The following is a 17,984-nucleotide window of genomic DNA, read 5'->3' as shown; positions in this document are numbered from 1 at the left end:
CCCGGCGGCCGAAGCCCCCTCACCGTGCCCCACCGCGGCATCCGGCCGATTGTCAGTGGCGGCTGCCACACTCGATCGCATGACCGATCGGTGGGCTCTGGCGACGGCGGAGGGCGGCGGGGCACACCTCGCGCCACTCGGCGGAGACGGGCTGCCCACCGGGGACGTGGTGTTCGAGCCGGACCTGGCCGAGGCGGTGCGGGCCCGGCCGGATGTCGGGCGGTGGGTGTGGCGCTCGACCGCCGAGATCTATCCGCGGCTGCTCGCCGCCGGGGTGCGGGTCGAGCGGTGTTACGACATCGAGGACGCGGAGCTGCTGCTGCTCGGCCACGACGGGCGGTACGGCGAGCCACGGTCCGCTGCGGCGGCCTGGGCCCGGCTGCACCGGGCGCCCGTGCCGCCCGATCCGCGCCCCCGGTCGGCCGAGCCCGGCGCACAGTCCTCCCTCTTCGAACCGGCCCCCGTCCCCATGGAGTTCGGCGCGCTCCTGGAGGTGTACGCGGACCAGCTCGTCCGGTACGGGACCACCACCCACCCGGACCGGATGCGGCTGCTGACCGCGTCGGAGTCGGCGGGGATGCTGGTGGCGGCCGAGATGCACCGGGACGGGCTGCCCTGGCGGGCGGATGTGCACCGGGCCGTCCTGGACGAGCTGCTCGGCGAGCGGTATGCGGGCGGCGGCGAGCCGCGCCGGATGGCGGAGCTGGCGGACGAGGTGTCGGCGGCCTTCGGACGCCGGGTCAGACCGGAGCTGCCCGCCGATGTCATCAAGGCGTTCGCCCAGGCCGGGATCAAGGTGAAGTCGACCCGCCGCTGGGAGATCGAGGGCATCGCGCATCCGGCGGTGCGACCCCTCCTCCAGTACAAGAAGCTGTACCGGATCTGGACGGCCAACGGCTGGAGCTGGCTCCAGGACTGGGTGCGGGACGGGCGTTTCCGCCCGGAGTACCAGCCGGGCGGGACGGTCTCCGGGCGGTGGACCACCAATGGCGGCGGGGCACTTCAGATCCCGAAGGTGATCCGGCGGGCGGTCGTCGCGGACGAGGGCTGGCGTCTGGTGGTGGCCGACGCCGACCAGATGGAGCCCCGGGTGCTGGCGGCGGTCTCCCGCGACCGGGGCCTGATGGAGGTGGCAGGACAGGACAGGGATCTGTACTCGGCCCTCTCCGACCGGGCGTTCAGCGGGGACCGCGACCACGCCAAGCTCGCACTGCTCGGCGCGGTCTACGGCCAGACCTCGGGGGACGGCCTGAAGAACCTCGCGGCGCTGCGGCGCCGGTTCCCGGCAGCCGTGGCCTACGTCGACGACGCGGCGAAGGCGGGCGAGGAGGGGCGGCTCGTACGGACCTGGCTGGGGCGGACGAGTCCACCGGCGGCCGGGGCCGAGGACGGCGACGAAGCGGGCATCCCGCAGGAGGACCCGCCCCACGGCCGGTTCCCGGAGGCCGGACCCCGCTCGTCGGACGCCCGCGCCTGGGGCCGGTTCACCCGGAACTTCGTGGTCCAGGGCAGCGCGGCCGACTGGGCGCTGCTGATGCTGGCCGCGCTGCGCCGCGCTCTGCACACCGCGGGGCTCCGCGCCGAGCTGGTCTTCTTCCAGCACGACGAGGTGATCGTGCACTGCCCGCGGGACGAGGCGCCACAGGTGGTCGAGGCGATCCGCGCGGCCGGTGAGCTGGCCGGGCGGATCGCCTTCGGGGAGACGCCGGTGCGGTTCCCGTTCACGACGGCGGTGGTGAAGTGCTACGCCGACGCGAAATGACCGGTTCGCACCGCGACGACTGTTCGCCGGGCCGTCGGGTACGCGGAGGGACGAGCAGACAGCAAGCGAACAGCGAATCGACGCAAGGAGTGCACGCACCATGACTGCCACCGTGAAGAGCACCCTGCCCGACCCGGCACGTGAGACCACCGGGAAGGCGCTCCAGGACGCCCTGGTCGATCTGCTCGGCCTCTCCCTCCTCGCGAAGCAGGCGCACTGGACCGTGGTGGGGCCGCGTTTCCGCTCCATCCACCTCCAGCTGGACGAGGTGGTCACCACGGCCCGCGACTACGCGGACACGGTCGCCGAGCGGTCCTCGGCCATCGGCGTGCCGCCGGACGGGCGCATCACCGCGCTGGCCAAGACGAGTGAGCTGCCCGAGCCCGCCACCGGCTGGACACCCGACGACGACGTCGTGGCGCTCCTGGTGGACGCACTGGGTGGCACGATCACCCGGCTGCGCGCCGGGATCGCGGCGACCGAGCAGGCGGACCCGGTGTCGCAGGACCTGCTGATCGGGCTGACCGCCGAGCTGGAGAAGCAGCGCTGGATGTTCCAGGCGGAGAACGTCTGACCCGGCCCCGCCCTCCCTCGCCGACTACCGAGCCGCCGCCCTACCCCTGGGTTGTGTTTGAGAAGTCCCGTCTGTCGCGCCCTCCGGGCAGACGACGCTACTTCTCAGACACTCCCTGGGTCCGCCCCGAGCGGATCCGGGACGCGAGGACCGCGATGTCGTCCGTGGCGTCCCGGCCGAACCGGTCGAGCACCTCGTCGAGCAGGCCCTCCAGGGTCCCGCCGACCGGCAGCCGCAGGTCGGCCAGCCGGTTGACGGACACATCGATGTCCTCGTCCCTGCGTTCCACCAGGCCGTCGGTGTACATGAACAGCACGGTTCCCGGGCCGCAGGGCAGCGAGGCGGTCCGGTAGCCGCCGAGCCCCGTGCCGAGCGGCGGCCCGACCGGTATCCCGGCGATCACGGCGCCCGCTCCGCGGTCGATGAACACCGGCGGCAGATGACCGGCGCTGGCCACCTGGCACTCCCCCCGGAAGCGGTCCACGACCGCAAGCAGACAGGTGGCGGCCCGGTCGATGCCCGCCTTCTCCACCATCAGGTCGAGCCGTTCCAGGATGACGTGCGGCGGCAGTTCGTCCTGGGCGAGGAGCCTCACCATGGACCGGTAGTGGCTCATCGCCACGGCCGCCTCCACCCCGTGCCCCATCACATCGCCCATGACCTTCAGATGGCGGGCGTCCGACAGGGGTACGACGTCGAACCAGTCGCCGCCGACCTCCGCGCCCTGGCCGACCGGCAGATAGCGGGTGGCGACCTCGATGTGCGGGTGCGGTTCGCGCGGCTCGGAGAGCAGGGCGCGCTGGAGTTCCAGGGCGATGCCGTGCTCACGCGTGTAGCGGCGGGCGTGGTCGAGGTCGACGGCGGCCCGGACCGCGAGCTCCCTGGCGACCGCCACGTCCTGGTCGGTGAAGGCCGGCGAGTCCCCGGCCCGTACGAGTGCCAGGCAGCCCAGCGGACGGCCCCGGGAGGTGAGCGGCACGATGCACACGGAGTGGAAGCCGAGCGCGCGGTAGACGGCGACCCGCTCGGGGCTGGGGGCGGACGCGGTCAGCTGGGCGTCGGTGGAGAGGTTCTGCACGACGGGCTGGTTCGTCTCCAGACAGACCGGGATGGCTCCGCCGTCCTGGTAGTCGGCGTACTGCCCCGGTTCCCCGAACTGCCGTACCGCTTCCGCGAGACCCGGTACGGCCGCCATGCCCGCTCTGCGCAGCCGGGCCACCCCGGCGGGCGGCGGCCGGACCGGATGGCCGATCTCCGGTACGGACACCTCGACACTCGCCACGTCGGCGAGCTCGGGGACCACGAACTCGGCCAGCTCCCGGCAGGTGGTGTTCATGTCGAGTGTGGTGCCGATCCGGTTCGTCGCCGTGTCGAGCATCGTCAGATGCCGGCTGACCCGTTCGTACTCCGCATGCCGGCGGCGCGGCGCCAGGACCTCCAGCATGATCAGGACGAGCCCGCGGACCTCCCCGTCCTGTTCGACGCGGTGACATGCGCCCTGCCAGAACCGCAGCCCGGGATGGTCCGACGAGGGCGTACGGCCGCTGGACGCCACCTCACGGGCCCGGCCGTCGGCCAGCGCCCCGCGCAGCAGGTCCGTGGACACGTTCAGCTCCGGAAGGATGTCCTCCACGGTGCGGCCGAGATGTTCGGCCGCCGGAATGCCGTGCATCTCTTCGAGTGCCGGGTTGACGTACAGATAGCGCAGCTCGGTATCCAGCACGCAGATACCCGCCGGGGTGCCCCTGAACAGCGATTCCAGGCATTCCACGCCCTCTGGGGGCTCGACAGGCGGAACATCCGGCGCATCGGCGCACACGGGACCTCCTGGGACGGGACGGTGATCGCCCTGACCTCCATGGTCGGCCGCGCCGGCGTCGCGCGCATCCGCCAGGGTCCGTCCGCCGGGGATCGTCCGCCGGGGCCCCGCGGATGCGCGCGGCGCCGGCGCGGTACCCCAGAAGCGGGACTCCAGAGACGGGACCCGGAGACGGGGCTTGCGCTGGAGCGCGCTCCAGCTCCTAGCGTCGTGCCCACCACGCCGTACGTGCCACGCCGTACGTATCGCGTCACGCCGATACGTATCGCGTCACGCCGTACGTACCGCGTCACGCCGTACGTACCGCCACCGTACGTACCACCACCCGACCGAAGGGCAACACCGTGCGCTACACACTGTTCGGCAGGACCGGTCTGCGCGTCAGCGAGCTGAGCCTCGGCGCCATGACCATCGGCGACGACTGGGGCTGGGGCGCCGCCGAGGACACGAGCGAACGCATCGTCAACTCCTATGCCGAAGCGGGCGGCAACTTCATCGACACCGCCAACAAGTACACCGACGGCAGCTCGGAGCGCATTCTCGGGAAGCTGCTGGAAGGGCGCAGGGACCGGTTCGTCCTGGCGACCAAGTACACCTGCGCGATCGACCCCGACGATGTCAACTCGGCGGGCAACCACCGAAAGAACCTCGTGCAGTCGGTGGAGGCCAGCCTCGGCCGGCTGCGTACCGACCGGGTCGACGTCCTGTGGGTGCACGCCCGTGACAACTTCACCCCGGTCGACGAGGTGATGCGGGCCCTGGACGATCTGGTCAGGTCCGGAAAGGTGCAGTACATCGGGGTGTCCGACTGGCCCGCGTGGGAGATCGCGCAGGCGAACACCCTGGCCGAGCTGCGCGGGTGGACCTCCTTCGCGGGCTCCCAGCTGCGCTACAACCTTCTGGAGCGGACCCCGGAGCGCGAACTCCTGCCGCAGGCCCGCGCGTTCGACCTGGCCGTGCTGGCCTGGGCACCGCTCGCGGCGGGCAAGCTCACCGGCAAGTACCGCAGGGGCGAGACCGGCCGTCTGGACGGCGCCGATCCGGGCGACCGGGATCCGAACGAGGACGCGGTGATCACCGCGGTCCTCGACGTGGCCGAACAGGGCGGCTGGACCCCGGCCCAGGTGGCGCTGGCCTGGCTGCGCAGCCGCCCCGGCAACATCATCCCCATCATCGCCGCCACCAAGGAGAGCCAGCTCGCGGACAACCTGGCCTCGGTCGACGTCCGGCTGGACGACGAAGCCCTGGCCCGCCTGAACGAGACGAGCGCCGTCCCGCACGGCTTCCCGCACGACTTCCTGCGGGAGCCGGGCACCACCCGGACGGTGTACGGGGACCGCTGGGCGGAGATCGACGACCGCCGCTCCACCTACCGGCGCACCACGGGGGAGGTGCTCTGAGCAGTGGCGGGGCGGCGTCCCCCAGCGAACTTCCCGGGCCCGAAACCCGCGTTCTCCGGGCCTCTCCGCGGCAGTGCAAGGTTTCGTCAAGGCCGCGGCAAGGCTCCTGCGCCGCGCCCCGGGCATGCCCTCTGTGCACGGATCCCGCTCCGGGGTCCGTGACAGGCGCTCAAAGGCAACGGGGGAACGCATGCCAGTCAGCGAAACCGGAAGGCAAGCAGCGGCGGAGGGAGCCGGGGCGGCGCAGTGGCGCACGCTGCCCGAGCGGAAGAAGGTACTGGTACTCGTCCACACGGAGGTCTACGGCAAAAGGCTCCAGGAGGTACTGCCCCTGCTGGATTCCGATCTGCGCGTCGAAGTCGCTTTCACCGTCGCACCGCACGCGTTCAACGACGGCGCGGCGCACTTCCTGCGCGGCATCGGTGCGACGGTCATGCCCTGGCGCGAGGCGAGGAGGACCCGGTTCGACCTGGCGCTCGCGGCGGGATCACAGGGCATGGAGCAGGTACGGGCCCCGCTGATCCGGATGTCCCACGGCGGCGGTCACATGTCGCTGGCCCGATCGCCGGAGAGCGGCGGCCGGGACACCGAACGGGAGCCGGGCGGGATCACCGGGCGGAAGCATCTGACGTGGAAGGGGAGGGTCGTGCCGCGCGCGGTCGCACTGCCGCACCGTGATGATCTCGGCGCGCTGAGGCGGTGGTGCCCGGAGGCGTTGCCGGTCGCCGAGGTGGTGGGCGACCCCTGCTACGACCGCATCGCGGCGAGTCTGCCGCTGCGGGAACGCTACCGCGCGGCACTCGGCCTGCGGCACGACGAGCGACTCGTGCTCGCGACCTCGACCTGGGGCCCGAAGTCGGCGTTCAACCGGCTCGACGCCCTGCTGCCCCGGCTGCTCACCGAACTGCCCGCCCGCCGCTACCGCACCGCGCTGCTCGTCCACCCCAACGTCTGGTCCCGGCACGGCCACTGGCAGGTACGGGCATGGCTGGCCGACTGCCGCCGGGCGGGCCTCATCCTGATCCCGCCGGACGTCGACTGGCGGGTACCGCTGATCGCGGCCGACTCGGTCATCGGGGACTACGGCTCGGTCACGCTCTACGCGTCGATGACCGGCGCCCCCGTCATCCTGTCCCGCTACCCGCACCACGACGCCAATCCGCTCTCGCCCGGGGTGGGCCTGGCGCTCGCCGCGCCCTCGCTGTCCCCCACCCGGCCGCTCGCGGAGCAGCTCGAATACGCGGCCGCGGAGTATCCGCGGCGGGCCTACCGGCGCATCGCGGCGGGCATCTCGTCCGAACCGGGCCGGTTCAACCGCCGGATGCGGAAGCTGATGTACCGGGTCCTGGGCCTGGGGCGGCCCGCCTGCCTGCCGGCCACCGAGCCCGTACCGCTCCCCGACCGCCAGGTCGCGGCATGACCGGGGTGACGGTCTCGCACGACCACATCCGGGTGGACATCGACAGCGACCCGGGCGACACGTGGCTCTGCTGCGCCGATGTCCTGTACGGAACCGGCAGCGCCGGCCGGGCCGTCGAGACGGCGCGCAGCTACCCCGGCTGCCAACTGGTCGCGCTCCGCGATCCGGCGGACGGCCTGTGCGTGGTGGTGGTGCGCGGCCGCGCCGCCTTCACGGTGGGCCCGCTGTGCGGGGCCGGGGACATGGGGCCGCATCTCTCGGTGCTCTACCGGTGGCTGCTCAGCCCGCGTCCAGGGCCCGAAGCCGCTCCTGGAGACGCCGGGTGTCACCGGGACTGACCGGCGCGTAGCGGGCGAGGGACTGCCGGTACCGTGCCGCGGCGGCCCGCCGGTCGCCGCGGTCCTCCGCGCACTCCCCGAGCATCTCCAGCACCCGCCCCTGCCAGTGCACCGACCCGGTGGCCGCGAACTCATCGAGTGCCAGAAGGAGTTGGCGGTCGGCCGCGGCGAAGTCCGCGATGCCGTCCGCCGCTCTGGCCCGGCCGAGAAAGGCGAGGGCGCGCGCAGCGTCGTAGGGGTCGGGTACCGCGAGCAGGTCGCTCCGCGCGCGGGTCAGCAGTACGACGGCACGGTGCGGGTCCCCGGTGGCGAGCGCGATATCGCCCAGGCACAGCCTGCTCAGGGCCGCGCCCCGCACGTATCCGATCTCCTCGCGCAGAGCGAGGGCCTCGGTGAAGTACCCAGTGGCCCGGTCCAGCCGCCCCGCCAGCCGGTGCGACTGGCCCAGGCCGTGCAGCGCCTGGGCTTCCGCCCGGCGGTCGGCGTCCCGGCGGGCGCCGTGCAGGGCCCGGGTGAACCACCTCACCGCCTCGTCGTAATGGCCCGCGTTGTACAGCCCGCTGCCCCCGGTGGTCAGCATGCGGCTCTCGCCGTCCGGATGGCCGGCCAGGCGCGCGGCGGCCAGCCCGTACCGGTGGGCCTCGATCCACAGGTCGTAGGGGCGCAGCCGCAGGAACAACGGCTGCATGCTGTCTGCGAGTTGCCACACCGGAGCGGACCAGCCGTGCTCCACAGCGGCCCGCAGCGCCGTCATGAGGTGCAGCCGCTCGCTGTCCAGCCAGCGCAGGGCGTCCTCCGCGGAGCTGAAGGGCGTCGGCAGCCCGACGGGCTCGTAGGCGTAGTCCCTGCGCAGCGTGCGGTGCGTGGGTGAGAGCAGCGCCCTGGCTTCCGTCGCGGTGCGCAGATACCAGTCGACCGTCCTGCGTACGGTCTCGTCGCGGGTCCCGGGGGTGTCCTCGGCGGCGGCCCGCTGGGCCGCGTGCAGCCGCACCAGATCGTGGAACCGCCAGCGTTCGGAGCCGAGTTCCTCGATGAGGTTGACCTCGATCAGCTCGTCGAGCACCCGTTCCGCTTCCTCGGCGGAAAGGGCGCAGGAAGCGGCTGCCAGGAGCGGTCCGAACTCCCCGACCGGCAGCAGGCCGAGCCGCCGGTAGCTCCGGGCGGCACCGGCGGAGAGCGTCCGGTAGGAGTCGTCGAGCGCGGTCTGCACGGCCCGCTCACCGCCTGCGTTGAGGGCGCCGAGGCGGTCGTCGGCCCTGCTCATGGCAGCGGCGAGGGAGGCAAGGGACTGCTGGGGCCTGGCGGCAATACGGGCTGCGGCGACACAGACCGCGAGAGGCAGCCCGGAGCAGGATTCGGCGAGCCGGTGCGCGGCGGCGGGCTCGCCGGCCACCCGTCCACCGCCGAGCCGGTGGCTCAGCAGCTCGACGGCGGAGCCGATGGCCAGGCCGCCCAACTGGTGGAAGGAGGCGCCGTCCAGGGTGAGCCCGGGCAGCCGCCGTCTGCTGGTCACCACGACGAGCGCGCCGGGACCGGCCGGGAGCAGCGGGCGGACCTGCGCCGCGCTCAGCGCGTTGTCCAGCATGACCGCGACGCGCAGGTCGGCCGTGACCGTACGCCACAGGGCGGCCTGTTCTGCCAGCTCGGCCGGTACGTGATCGATACCGAACGCCCTCAGGAACTGGCCCAGGGCCTCGCCCGGACGGAGCGCCGCGTGCCGGGCGTGGCCGCGGAGGTCCACGTAGAGCTGGCCGTCCGGATACTCGCCGGCCACCGCGTTGAGCCAGTGGGCCGCCAGGGCGGTCTTGCCGACTCCGGCCGCGCCGGTGACCACAACGGTCGGCGGCGCGACGCCGGGGTGGCCGGTACGGAGTGCCTCCAGCGCTGCCAGGTCCGGGGTCCGTCCGGTGAAATGGGCGGGCCCGGGGATCAGTTGCCGGGGGCGGCCGGAGCGGTGCGGGGGCGGTGTCAGCTGGTGGACATGGACGTTCTTGATGTCTCTCGCCTGGACGACCGTTCCCTCGATGCGCGCCTCTCCCGCGATGCTGTTGGTCATGGGCACGGCCGTCAGCCAGAGGCGGAGGGCCGCGCCCAGCTCCTGGCGGGCGGCGGCCGCAGCCGCCAGTGCCTCGGCGAGAGCCGCCGTCGCCACGGGATCCGTCGGCGGACGCCGCGGAAGTCCCTGCCCGGGCAGCAGATCCGCCAGTGCCTGCCACGCAGCGTCATCGACCCGGCCGAGAACGGTGGCGAGCCGGGCGGCGGTCACCGGTTCCATCGCCGACCCCCCTGGTGTCGCCGTTTCCTACCCGCGCTGCGACCCGGTGCCCCGGACCGGTGGAATCCAGAACCGGTGGAATCCAGAACTCTCTCCCGACCTTGAAAGACCGAAGGCGGCAACATAAGGAACATTCGAGCCAAGCATGAGAGCCAACTGGTGTATCTATTGACCAGAGTTGACGATCTGTCACCCTTGTTGGTCTACCTGTCGGGCCGGCCGGGGGGAGCTGCTGGTGCACTTCGACATTCTTGTTCTGGGACCGGTCGAACTGCGCGTGGACGGGCGCCGCGGGATGTACGGGTCCGCGAAGGCCGTCCATATGCTGGCCGCGCTCGCCCTCGACGTCGGCACCCCGGTGCCGCTGAGCACACTTGCCGAACGCCTCTGGGACGACGACCCACCCGGTAAACCGAACTCGTCACTGCACTCCTACGCCACCCGGATCCGGAGAAGACTCGGTGCCGACCGATTACCCAACGAGGCACACGCATATGCCCTGGACATAGATCCGGACGTGGTGGACCACCATCGGTTCCTCCGTCTCACCACCCAGGCCCGTTCGCTGTCCGACAGCGGCGACGACACCCAGGCGCTGGCGCTCCTGCGGCAGGCGGAGAGCCTCTGGCGCGGGGAGCCGCTCACCGGTCTCGGCGGCCTGTGGGCAGAACGGATACGCCGCGGCCTCGGCGAACGCCTGCTCGCGGCGACGCTGTTGCGGGCGGAGATCGAACTGGGCATGGGACGGTTCACCGCGCTCGTCCCGGAGCTCACGGCCCTGGTCGAACAGCGGCCCACGGACGAGACAGTGGCGCGCCACTTCATGACCGCCGCCTACGGCTGCGGCCGGCAGACCGACGCCCTGCGCGCGTACGAGACGCTGCGCACGCTCCTGCGCCAGGAGGGCACCGAACCGGGCGAGGCCCTCAACCGCACCTACCGGCTGATACTGGACCGCTCTCCCGTCGGCGAACTGCTCCCGCAACGCGTGCCGGGTGCCCCGGCCGCGCCCGTCCCGGACAACCTCCCCGCTCACGCGGAACTGGTGGGCCGCACGAGCGAACTGCGCCACCTGGAAACGGAATCACCCGACATCACCTACGTCCACTCGATCTCCGGGATGGCGGGGGTGGGAAAGACCCTGCTCGCACTGCACACCGCGCGCCGGCTCTCCCAGCACCATCCGGAAGGTCTCCACTACCTGAACCTCCACGGCCACAGCGCGGGCCGGCAACCGCTCCCGCCGGAGACGGTGATCGCCACGCTGCTGCGTCAGCTCGGCGTCCCGGCCGGAGCCGTTCCGCACGAACTGGACGAACTCAGCGCACTGTGGCGCACCGTGCTCGCCACCCGTCGCGTGGTCGTCGTGCTCGATGACGTCGCGGACCCGCGGCAAGTACGGCCGCTCCTGGCCGGAAGCCCCTCATCCGTGGTGCTCCTCACCAGCCGCCGGCGCCTGAGCGGGCTGCCAGGTGTCCGCCACATCAGTCTGGATGTGCTGCCCCCGAAGGAGTCGGCCGCGCTCTTCGCCGGGCTGGTCGGCCGTGAGCGGGGCGGGACCCCGTCCGAGCGGTCCGCGCTCGCCACTCTCTGCGGCCACCTGCCGCTGGCCCTGGAGCTGGTCGCGGGACGGCTCAACTCCCGTCCGTCGTGGACCGTCGCGCACCTCATCGAGCGCATGTCCCGGCCCAGTGACCGGCTCTCCGAGATCCGCGACGGCGACACCGAGATCGCCTCCGCTTTCGCACTGTCCTACGACACACTGCCGGCCGACCATCAAGAGGTCTTCCGCCTCCTCGGCCTCCACTTCGGCCATGACTTCGGCCCGCACGCCACCGCCGCCCTCACCGGCCGGTCCGTGGGAGCCACCGAGCGCATCCTCGAATCGCTGCTCGACTCGCATCTGCTGCAGGAACCGGCCCCGGACCGTTACCGGTTGCACGACCTCATCGGGGAGTTCGCCCTCGGCCTGACCACCGCGCACGACACAGTGTCCGCCCGGGAGGCCGCGCGGGACCGCCTGGCCGACTTCTCCCTGCACGCGGCGGCGGCAGCCGTGCGGCTCGCCCACCCGCGACGCTCCCCCGAAGTCCTGCCCGGCCGGCCGGCGGCCCGGGCACTCCCGGGATGGCAGGAGCCCGAAGAAGCCAGAGCCTGGCTCGTCGCGGAGCAGGCCGCCCTGCTGGCCGTGGAGCGCCACTCACGGAGCCACGGCCGGCCGGCCAGGGCCGCGCGCCTCGCGCATGTACTCGCCGACTTCCTCGACGCGGAGGGCTACTGGGAGGCGGCAGAGCTGCACACCCACGCGGTCGGCCACTGGTGTGCGGTCCATGACCGGGCATCCGAAGCCCGCGCCCTGGTCGACCTCACCACCGTTCAGTACCGGACAGGGCGGTACGGGCAGGCCGAAGGGAACGGGCACCGCGCCCTCGAACTGGCCAGGACCATGGGTGACATCGCCACGGAGGCCGAGTCGCTGCGAATGCTGGGACTGCTGGCCTGGGACGTCGGCCGGCTGGACGACTCGCTCGTCCTCCAGCGGGAGGCACTCGACATCAGATCAAAACTCGGAGACCCCTGGCACATCGCGCGGTACCAGAATAATCTTGGTATCACTCTCCTCCAGCTGGGCGACCACGACGGCGCGATGAAGAACTTCCGGCTGTCGCTTTTCGGCTTCGTGCGCGCCAAAGACGAAAGGGGAGAGGCGCAGGCCCTGAACAATCTGGGCGACCTGCACCTCCACCGAGGGGAGAACGAGGCAGCTCGCGCCTCATTCTCCCGGTCCCTCGACCTCGTCATGCGCGTGGGGAGCAGAACGGAACAGGCAATTGCCCAGCTGAACCTCGGGAGCTCACTCCTGACACCGGAGAATTCAAGCCAGGCTCTCACTCTCCACCGCCAGGCTCTTTCCACTTTCCGCCTCATCAATGACAAAAGGTGCGAGGCAATCACTCTGAATGCTGTCGGGAAGAACATGCTCTCGGCGGGCCGCCCGATGGAGGCTTCGGCTCACTATGCGGCGGCACTCGACCTGGCGCGGCGCATAGGTGCGGTGCAGGAAGAGATTCAAGCGCTCCGGGGTGTGGCCATGGCCGAGTTGAGTTATGGCCGCGGCGCCGACGCCGAGGAGCAACTGACCACGGCCCTCTCGCTGGCGGAGCGGATCCACGCGACGGACGAGGAGGCGGGCTCCCACGCGGACCTCGCCACATTCCATCTCGCGGCAGGACGGCAGGGTGAGGCCGCGGCACACCTGGAGGAAGCCATCGCCTTCTTCAGCGGGCACAACGAGAATGAGTCCGACCGCCTCCGGAGACTGCTCCTCGACATCCGTGCCGATGAGTCCGCAGAGGCTCAGGAAGCTGCCGGACACAGCCAGAACGGGCACCCCAAGAACGGTACGTACAAGCGATTTTGAACCCGCACAGCCCGTGTCGTATGGTCCTCGCGAACGATCACTGTGAATCACATCACGAGGACACTCCTTGCTCATGTTCGTGCCATACGTGCCGCCTCAGCATTTTCCGGTCACGGTCAATTCGGCCGAATCTTTCATACCCTTCGGGTCGGCCCGGGCGTACGGAACTCCCCGAGCCGACCCTTCGGTTCTGACAGAATTCGATACATCCATCGTCGTGCCGGTCCAGCCGGTCCACTGCATGTCCTCCCGGGTTTATTCCAGCAGGTAGACATCCCCGACCGCGGACCGAAAACCGAGCGTCTCGGACTTCGGTCCGCATACGCCGCCCCGCCGCCGCTCAGCCCCCCGCAGCGCCCTCCGCGCCCGTCGCCCCCTTCGCTCCCTCCCCGTCCACGACCCCCGTGACAATCCCGCGGATCGTCTCCAGTGGCAGTTTGGGGGTGCCGTCCGGGAAGAGCAGGCCGTTCGTCTCCTGTGCGGTGTCCATGAACTGCGTGTAGCAGAAGCCCGCGACCAGCGGGCTCTTCCGCAGTTCGCCGAAGAGGGCGCCGAGCAGTTCCGCGTACTGGGTGTCCGAACCGGTCTGCGTGTAGAAGAAGTCGTCGTCGCCGCCCGCCAGCGAGAGGCCGCCGAACTCCGTGATCATCAGCGGTGCTTCACCCGCGGCGAAGCGCTCCGTCTGCCGCTCGGAGAGGGAGACCACACGGCCCTGCGGGCCACCGCCCGCCAGCACCGCCGCGAAGCCCGTCGTATCTCCGTAGCGCTCCTTCAGCAGGGCCGCGTCGCCGGCGTAGTCGTGGACGCCCAGGATGTCGCTGTCGGTGTGCTCCCAGCCCTCGTTGGACAGCACCGGGCGCGTCGGGTCCAGGGCCCGGGTCAGGGCGGCCAGGGCCGTCGAGTACTGCTGCTGCGCCGGGTCGTGCGCGATGTCGGAGAGGCCCCAGCTCTCGTTGAAGGGCACCCAGGTGACGATCGACGGGTGGCTGCGGTCGCGCCGCACCAGGTCCAGCCACTCACGCGTGAGCAGTTCGACGGCGTCCGTGCCGAACTCGTACGCCGCGCCGGTCTCGCCCCAGACGAGCAGGCCGAGCCGGTCGGCCCAGTACAGGAACCTCGGATCCTCGGCCTTCTGGTGCACGCGGACCGCGTTGAAGCCCATCTCCTTGATCAGCTCGACCTCGCGACGCAGTTCGGCGGTACCGCTGTTCGCGAGCAGAGTCCGCGGCCGGTAGCCCTGGTTCAGTACGGAACGCACGTAACAGGGACGGTCGTTGAGCAGGAAGGCACCACCCCCGACGCCCGCGCTGCGCAGGCCCAGATAGCTGTCCACGCTGTCGGTGGTGTCGGTGGTGTGGGCGGTGTCGGCACCCTCGGGCGTTCCGGGGTCGCGCACGGTGACCCGGGCGTCCACCAGGGTGGGTGATTCCGGGCTCCACCACAGGGCTTCCCGGTCGATGCCGTTGCGCAGGGCGGGGATCGCGATGTCGATCCGGGTGCGGCGGCCGGTGGTCACGGTGGAGGTCTCGGCCAGCACGCGGTCGCCGACGCGGAGCACGATGTCGACCGTGAGCGGCCGGGGCAGCGGCCGGGCGAGGACGAGCTCGGCCACGACTCCGCGCTGGGGGTCGGGGATCCAGGCGAGGTCGGTGATGTGCTGGTCGGGGACCGTCTCGGTCCAGACGCTCTGCCAGATCCCGGTGGTCCGCTCGTACCAGACGGCGTGCGGTCGCTCCTGCCAGTCCTGCTTGCCGCGCGGTACGGAGAGGTCGGCCGGGTCGTCCTCGGCCCGTACGACGAGTACGTGCTCGGTGGCGCCCGGCCGCATCGCGTCGGTCACGTCGGCGGTGAACGGGGTCTGGCCGCCCACGTGTTCGGCCACCAGCCGACCGTCCAGCCAGACCCGGGCGCGGTGGTCGACCGCACCGAAGTGGATCAGCGTGCGGCCACTGGAGGAAGCGGCCGGGACCAGCGTCTCGTGGGCGATGCGGCGGCGGTACCAGACGATCGGGTGCGGCGCGGTCTCACCTATCCCGGAAGCGGGCGCCTCGGGCGGGAAGGGGACGGTGATCTCCCGGTCGAATCCGCCGGCGAGGTGACCGGCGTCGCCGGAGAACCACGACTCTCGCTCGCCCGCGTCGGCGTCGTCGTACCCGAAGTCCCAGGCGCCGTCCAGGCTGTTCCACTGCTCACGGCACATGAGCGGCCTCGGATACGTGCCCTCCTGCTCGCTCGCCCTCACGGCTCCTCCTTCTTCTGCCTCACCGGCCATCGGGTTTCGTACAATCGAATTCCGCTCATCATGAGTGAACCTTTGCATCGATGCAAGGAACAGCGGAAAGCCCGAACCAGGCACCAACAGCAGCACAGCAACGCACAGCAACGCACGACCGCCGGCCACCACCGGCGGGAACCGACCGAGAGGGACGCGCCGGTGGGCAGGGTACGGATGCGGGACGTGGCCGAGCACGCCGGTGTATCGGTGCGGACCGTGTCCAACGTGGTCAGCGGCTACACACACGTCAGCCCGGAGATGCGCGCCCGCGTGCAGCACTCGCTGGACGCGCTGGGCTACAAGATGGACTACCTGGCCCGCGGCCTGCGTTCGGGCCGCACCGGGTTCGTCGCGCTGGCCGTGCCCTTCCTCGCCGAGCCGTACTTCGCCGAGCTGGCCCAGGCCGTCATCCGCGCCGCGGCCCGGCGGGGCATCACGGTGCTGGTCGAGTCGACGGAGGGCGACACCGAGACGGAGCGGCGCATCCTCGCGGGCGGCCTGACCAATGTGGCCGACGGCGTCCTGTTCAGCGCCCTGACCGTGCCGGTCGCCGAGGTCGCGGCCACCGCTCCGGACTTTCCGCTGGTCATGCTCGGTGAACACGATGTCGGCGCCCGCTTCCCGCGCGTCGGGATCGACAACGTGGCCGCCGCCCGCGCCGCCGTGGAACACCTCGTGGAGCAGGGCTGCCGCCGTATCGTCGCGCTCGGCCGGAACGGCAGCGAGAACGGCCGTCAGCGCGTCGAGGGCTACCGGCAGGCCCTGTCGGCAGCCGGGGTGCGGCGGGTGAACTGGCTGGTCGAGCCGGTGAAGGACTGGAACAGGGCCCAGGGTTACGAGGCCGTGCGGCAGCTCCTGGAAGGCAGCGGCCCCCTGCCGGACGCGATCTTCGCCTTCAACGACGCGCTGGCCGTCGGCGCCCTGCACGCGCTGAACGCCTCCGGCGTCCGGGTGCCCGACGACGTCGCCCTGGCGAGCATCGACAACGTCCCGGAGTCGGCGTACACCCACCCGCCGCTCACCTCGGTCGCCCCCGATCTCGACGTCATCGCGGAGCGCGCCCTCACCCTGCTCGACGAGCAGATCAACCGGAAGCCGGACAAGGGAAACACCGGCCCGGATTCAGGTGATGCGCCCGCCCGGCGGGAGTCGACACCCTTCCGGCTGGTCGTCCGCGAGTCCTCGCAGCGCCTGCGTACGAGCTGACCCCGGTCCTCCACCGCCTTCACCTGTACCGATAGCTGCACCGATAGCTGCACCAAACAGCCGTACCGATCTATTGCATCGATGCAAATCGTATGCCAAGGTCTCGGCCATCGAGTTCACATCGAATTGACGAGGTGAATACCCCTATGAGCGGAGCGATGGCGCGCCGGCGCTTCCTGGCTCTCGGCGGCGGTCTGGCCCTGGCCGGCGGGCTGTCCGCGTGCTCATCCCCGCTGGCCTCCGGACTGACGGGTTCTCAGCCGAACACCGCCGACGTCATCTTCTGGAACCTGTTCACCGGCGGCGACGGCGCCAACATGACGCTGATGGAGAACGCCTTCCGCAGGACGCATCCCGGAACGACGGTCGAGGCGACCATCCTGGGCTGGGGAAACCCGTACTACACCAAGCTGGCCCTGGCGACGGCGAGCGGTACCCCGCCCGACGTCGGTATCTCCCATCTGTCCCGGCTGCCGCTGCTCGCGGCCTCGGGCCTGCTGGAGCCCGTGGCCGAAACCGGCGTCACCGAACTGGGCGTCACCCCGGACCGGTTCACCCCGGCGGCCTGGAAGAAGGCCACCGTGAACGGCACGGCGTACGCGGTGCCGCTGGACACCCACCCGTTCGTGCTCTTCTACAACGTCGCCCTGGCGAAGAAGGCCGGCCTGCTCAACGCCGCCGGTGACGGGCTGAAGCCCATGAAGGGCAGGGCCGCCTTCACCGGCGCGGTCAAGGCGATGAAGGAGGCGGGCGCGCAGTACGGCGCCGCGATGTCCATCACCGCCGACCCGTCCACCGCCTGGCGCTGGTTCAGCATGATCTACTCCGGCCTCGCGGGCCCCGTCGTCACCGGCTCCGGCACCACGATCGACATCGACGCCGATGCGATGCAGGAGACGTTCGACTTCATGCAGAGCCTGACCGGGCCCGGCCTGATGCCGAGCAGCCTCAACGGGTCGGGCGCGAACGCCCTGTTCAGCACCGGAAAGGCAGGGTTCCTCTTCGACGGGGAGTGGCAGATCCCCTCGTACCGGCTCGTCAAGGGACTGGACTTCAACGTGGTGCCCTTCCCCGCGCTGCTCGGTCCTGAACCGGTGGCGTACGCGGACTCGCACGCGCTCGTCGTGCCGCGCAACCCGAAGCGCTCCCCCGCACGGACCGCGCACGCGGCGCAGTTCATCAAGAGCCTGCTCGACAACAGCGCCACCTGGGCGCACGGCGGCCATGTGCCGGCCTGGCTCCCCAGCCAGCGCAGCAAGGCGTTTCTCGGGCAGTCCCCGCAACGCAACTACGTACAGGCGGCGTTCAACGCCCAGTACGACCCCGTCGCCTGGTACACCGGCGCCGGTTCGGACTTCCAGAACACCGTGGGTGCGACCGTCATCGAGGTCCTCGCGGGGCGGCTCGGGCCGAAGAAGGCGGTCGCCGCCATGCGGGCGGATCTGAAGCGCTACACCACGGCCCGACCACCGGTGACGATGAAGTAGGAGGCAG

At 71.2% G+C, this 17,984-nt stretch carries 11 protein-coding genes; 8 read left to right on the top strand and 3 right to left on the bottom strand.

Annotated elements, in window-relative coordinates:
* Nucleotides 1–79 precede the first annotated feature (79 nt).
* Both OHB13_RS20545 and OHB13_RS20540 read left to right on the top strand, forming a co-directional pair.
* The gene (locus OHB13_RS20545) at nt 80–1,762 is read left to right on the top strand and encodes a bifunctional 3'-5' exonuclease/DNA polymerase (RefSeq protein ID WP_328378080.1); all 1,683 of its coding nucleotides are present in this window, start codon (nt 80–82) and stop codon (nt 1,760–1,762) included.
* 100 nt (nt 1,763–1,862) lie between these two features.
* A complete protein-coding gene (locus OHB13_RS20540) occupies nt 1,863–2,336 on the top strand; it encodes a Dps family protein (RefSeq protein ID WP_266854745.1) in 474 nt (157 codons plus the stop codon).
* Nucleotides 2,337–2,433: 97 nt separating this feature from the next.
* On the opposite strand, the gene OHB13_RS20535 is transcribed toward OHB13_RS20540, so the two are convergent.
* Nucleotides 2,434–4,107, bottom strand: coding sequence for a SpoIIE family protein phosphatase (locus tag OHB13_RS20535; RefSeq protein WP_328380348.1), 1,674 nt, complete (start codon nt 4,105–4,107; stop codon nt 2,434–2,436).
* A 392-nt stretch (nt 4,108–4,499) separates the two neighbouring features.
* Here OHB13_RS20535 and OHB13_RS20530 point away from each other — a divergent pair, with 392 nt between their 5' ends.
* From OHB13_RS20530 to OHB13_RS20520, 3 genes are all read left to right on the top strand, one after another.
* Nucleotides 4,500–5,555, top strand: a complete 1,056-nt coding sequence (locus OHB13_RS20530; RefSeq protein WP_328378079.1) for an aldo/keto reductase — start codon at nt 4,500–4,502, stop codon at nt 5,553–5,555.
* Nucleotides 5,556–5,745: 190 nt separating this feature from the next.
* Entirely contained in the window at nt 5,746–6,975 is a 1,230-nt protein-coding gene (locus OHB13_RS20525) for a hypothetical protein (RefSeq protein WP_266854749.1), read from the top strand.
* On the top strand, nt 6,972–7,313 hold the full coding sequence (locus tag OHB13_RS20520; RefSeq protein WP_266854750.1) for a hypothetical protein: 342 nt from the start codon (nt 6,972–6,974) through the stop codon (nt 7,311–7,313). Before OHB13_RS20525 ends, OHB13_RS20520 begins: the two co-directional genes overlap by 4 nt.
* On the opposite strand, the gene OHB13_RS20515 is transcribed toward OHB13_RS20520, so the two are convergent.
* The gene (locus OHB13_RS20515) at nt 7,255–9,588 is read right to left on the bottom strand and encodes an ATP-binding protein (protein ID WP_328378078.1); all 2,334 of its coding nucleotides are present in this window, start codon (nt 9,586–9,588) and stop codon (nt 7,255–7,257) included. The two genes, OHB13_RS20520 and OHB13_RS20515, sit on opposite strands and share 59 nt — an antisense overlap.
* A 235-nt stretch (nt 9,589–9,823) precedes the next feature.
* On the opposite strand from OHB13_RS20515, the gene OHB13_RS20510 reads away from it, so the two are divergent.
* Complete coding sequence (locus OHB13_RS20510) at nt 9,824–13,009, top strand: AfsR/SARP family transcriptional regulator (protein ID WP_328378077.1); 3,186 nt, start codon at nt 9,824–9,826, stop codon at nt 13,007–13,009.
* 340 nt (nt 13,010–13,349) lie between these two features.
* On the opposite strand, the gene OHB13_RS20505 is transcribed toward OHB13_RS20510, so the two are convergent.
* Nucleotides 13,350–15,251, bottom strand: coding sequence for a glycoside hydrolase family 2 protein (locus OHB13_RS20505; protein ID WP_328378076.1), 1,902 nt, complete (start codon nt 15,249–15,251; stop codon nt 13,350–13,352).
* A gap of 207 nt (nt 15,252–15,458) precedes the next feature.
* Here OHB13_RS20505 and OHB13_RS20500 point away from each other — a divergent pair, with 207 nt between their 5' ends.
* Nucleotides 15,459–16,490: a LacI family DNA-binding transcriptional regulator gene (locus tag OHB13_RS20500; RefSeq protein ID WP_328380347.1), complete on the top strand. Its 1,032-nt coding sequence runs from the start codon at nt 15,459–15,461 to the stop codon at nt 16,488–16,490.
* Between the two features lie 146 nt (nt 16,491–16,636).
* Complete coding sequence (locus tag OHB13_RS20495; protein ID WP_328378075.1) at nt 16,637–17,977, top strand: extracellular solute-binding protein; 1,341 nt, start codon at nt 16,637–16,639, stop codon at nt 17,975–17,977.
* The last annotated feature ends 7 nt before the right edge of the window (nt 17,978–17,984 follow it).

Origin of the sequence: Streptomyces sp. NBC_00440 (genome assembly GCF_036014215.1) — a bacterium.
Taxonomy (GTDB): domain Bacteria; phylum Actinomycetota; class Actinomycetes; order Streptomycetales; family Streptomycetaceae; genus Streptomyces.
The sequence above is the reverse complement of the archived record's forward strand: the minus strand, read 5'-3'. Positions and strand labels throughout refer to the sequence as shown.

Coding starts and splice junctions, on each gene's coding strand:
- OHB13_RS20545 (WP_328378080.1), top strand. CDS start 80: ATGACCGATCGGTGGGCTCTGGCGACGGCGGAGGGCGGCGGGGCACAC.
- OHB13_RS20540 (WP_266854745.1), top strand. CDS start 1,863: ATGACTGCCACCGTGAAGAGCACCCTGCCCGACCCGGCACGTGAGACC.
- OHB13_RS20525 (WP_266854749.1), top strand. CDS start 5,746: ATGCCAGTCAGCGAAACCGGAAGGCAAGCAGCGGCGGAGGGAGCCGGG.
- OHB13_RS20520 (WP_266854750.1), top strand. CDS start 6,972: ATGACCGGGGTGACGGTCTCGCACGACCACATCCGGGTGGACATCGAC.
- OHB13_RS20515 (WP_328378078.1), bottom strand. CDS start 9,588: ATGGAACCGGTGACCGCCGCCCGGCTCGCCACCGTTCTCGGCCGGGTC.
- OHB13_RS20500 (WP_328380347.1), top strand. CDS start 15,459: ATGCGGGACGTGGCCGAGCACGCCGGTGTATCGGTGCGGACCGTGTCC.
- OHB13_RS20495 (WP_328378075.1), top strand. CDS start 16,637: ATGAGCGGAGCGATGGCGCGCCGGCGCTTCCTGGCTCTCGGCGGCGGT.